Origin of the sequence: Micromonospora arida (genome assembly GCF_003857035.1) — a bacterium.
GTDB lineage: Bacteria > Actinomycetota > Actinomycetes > Mycobacteriales > Micromonosporaceae > Micromonospora > Micromonospora arida.
In genome coordinates this window covers 1-2591 of sequence record NZ_QGSY01000188.1, presented here as the reverse complement: position 1 = coordinate 2591, position 2591 = coordinate 1, and the positions used below count along the sequence as shown (strand labels likewise).

At 70.2% G+C, this 2591-nt stretch carries 2 protein-coding genes; both read left to right on the top strand.

Going from position 1 to position 2591, the window contains the following annotated elements:
• Nucleotides 1-127 precede the first annotated feature (127 nt).
• Nucleotides 128-907: an endonuclease/exonuclease/phosphatase family protein gene (locus DLJ58_RS17305; protein ID WP_112587017.1), complete on the top strand. Its 780-nt coding sequence runs from the start codon at nucleotides 128-130 to the stop codon at nucleotides 905-907.
• A 303-nt stretch (nucleotides 908-1210) separates the two neighbouring features.
• A partial coding sequence (locus tag DLJ58_RS34895) for a M14 family zinc carboxypeptidase (RefSeq protein ID WP_124857687.1) occupies nucleotides 1211-2591 on the top strand: 1381 nt, incomplete at its 3' end.

Genomic DNA, 2591 nt, shown 5'->3' with positions numbered 1-2591 from the left:
CCCGGTCACCGGCCCCGCGTACGCCGCAACCACACCCCCAAGGCGCCGACCGCCACGAACACCAGCACCGAACACAGCAAGACCTTCAGCACCCGGCAACCATGCCACGGGCACGTAAGGTGCAGGAGTGCGCCTGGCCACCTTCAACCTGCTGCACGGACGGTCCCTCACCGACGGGCTCGTCGACTCCGATCGACTCGCCGCCGCCATCGGCGCCCTCGACGCCGACGTGCTCGCCCTGCAGGAGGTCGACCGTGACCAACGCCGCAGCGGCAACCTCGACCTCACCGCCATCGCCGCCCGCGCCCTCGGTGCACCCCACCACCGCTTCGCCGCCGCCGTCGTCGGCACCCCGGGCGAACAGTTCCGCCCACTGCGCCACGACGACGACGGCCACGGCGAACCCTGCTACGGCATCGGGCTGATCAGCCGATACCCCGTCCGCAGCTGGCAGGTCACCCGACTCAAGCCGGCGCCGGTGCGCTCACCGGTCTACGTGCCCGGCCCCCGCGGCGGCCTCATCCTGCTGCACGACGAACCCCGCGTGGTCCTCGCCGCCGTCCTGGACACCCCCCACGGCCCCCTCACCGTGGCAGCGACCCACCTGTCGTTCGTGCCAGGCTGGAACGCCCGCCAACTACGTCAGACCGTCCGCGCCCTGCGCGCGCTACCGGGGCCCCGCGTCCTGCTCGGCGACCTCAACCTGCCCGCCGGCGCGGCCCGGCTCATTTCCGGCTGGCGCCCCCTGGGCCGACGCCCCACCTACCCGTCCGGGCAGCCCCGCGTCCAACTCGACCACATCCTCGCCGACCGGCACGCCCTCGACCAGCTCCCACCCGTACGCGCGGTCACCGCGCCGGCGTCCACCATCTCCGATCACCGCCCCCTGCTGGTCGATCTCGGCTGAGCGTCAGCGCCCAACCGGCCGCATCGCGGGCTCACGACGGTCGTCCTCATCCACGGGTTCCGGGTCACCCCGCGCCTTACCGCGCGGACCGTTCGGCCTGACGCCGCCTCCAAGGTCGACTCGGCTTTCTGAAACCGGGCCACCCCCGTGCCCCGGACACCGCGCCTTGCGGAAACCGGGTCAATCAAGGGTCGGCGGGGGAGCGGACCGCCAAGTCGCAAGATTCCCTCAAGATCATTGCATCGACGGACTTCGACGATCATGCTGGTCGACACGCGCCACGATCAACTCGTCGGAGGCCACATGAGACGCCAGCGACCCACCCTCATCGCCGTGTCCACCCTCATCGCCGTCACCCTCACCACCGCACCCACCCCCGCCAACGCCCAACGGGCCGCACCACCCGACCAGGTCACCGCCCTCACCGCCCACCAGGCCGACGGGTACACCACCCTCGCCTGGCAACCCGTCGACGGCGCCACCGACTACCAGATCGAACGCACCCCCGTCGACGCCGACAACACCCCCACCGGCACACCCACCATCGTCGGCATCTGGCGACCCAATCGCCAGATCAACCAACACGCACCCACCTTCGCCGACGCCGGCTACAACCCCGGCGACACCTTCCAATGGCGCGTACGCGCCCGCACCGGCACCACCGAACAGCCCTACTCCGACCTGGTCACCGCCACCACCACCGCACCCTGGGGCAACCCCACAACCCCCGGCGAGCAACTACGCACCGGCTGGGAGACCACCCACGCCGCGCAGTACACCAGCGACACCGACGAGTACGCCTACACCGCCGCCATCGACGCCCTCAGCGACCGCGTACGCGTCGTCGAACTCGGCCGCACCGTGCAGAACCGACCCATCAACATGATGGTCATCGGCCACCCCACCCCGGCTACAACCCCGGAAGCAGTCGCCGCCACCGCACCCGTGGCCATCAACTGCAACGTGCACGGCAACGAACCCGGCGACCGCGAAGCCTGCCTCATCATGGCCCGCCAACTCGCCTTCAGCACCGACCCCCGCATCACCGACCTGCTCAGCCACACCACTGTCCTGATCGTCCCCACCATCAACGGAGACGGCCGCGCCAACAACACCCGCGGCAACTCCACCGGCCAGGACCTCAACCGCGACTACTCCCTGATCCGCCAACCCGAGACCACCGCGTACATCAAAATGGTCCGCGACTACCGACCCGTCGCCGGCTACGACGGCCACGAGTTCGGCAACTCCCGCGCCGGCGACCTGCCGATGCTGCCCCCACGGCACCAGAACGTCGCCCAACCCATCTTCGACCAGTCCCAGGACATGATCGAAGGCCACATGTACGCCAAGGGCGCCGAAGCCGGCTGGTGGGCCTGCCCCTACGGCTGCGAAGGCGGCGGCAACGTCGGTCTCAGCGAGGAAACCATCCTGCGCAACACCCTCGGGCTCAAGAACGTCACCAACTCCCTGCTGGAACTGCGCAGCTCCGGCGGCCAGACCCGCCCCGACGAGGGCAACACCGCCAACAACCGGCGCCGCAAGACCTACTCCGCGCTGTGGACGTTCCAGCAGTTCCTCGACTACCACCGCGCCGACCGCGCCGACATCCTCAACTCCCGCGCCCAGTCCATCGAGATCCAGGCCGCCAACACCGGCCGCCTCGTCTTCCGCGGCTCCCGAC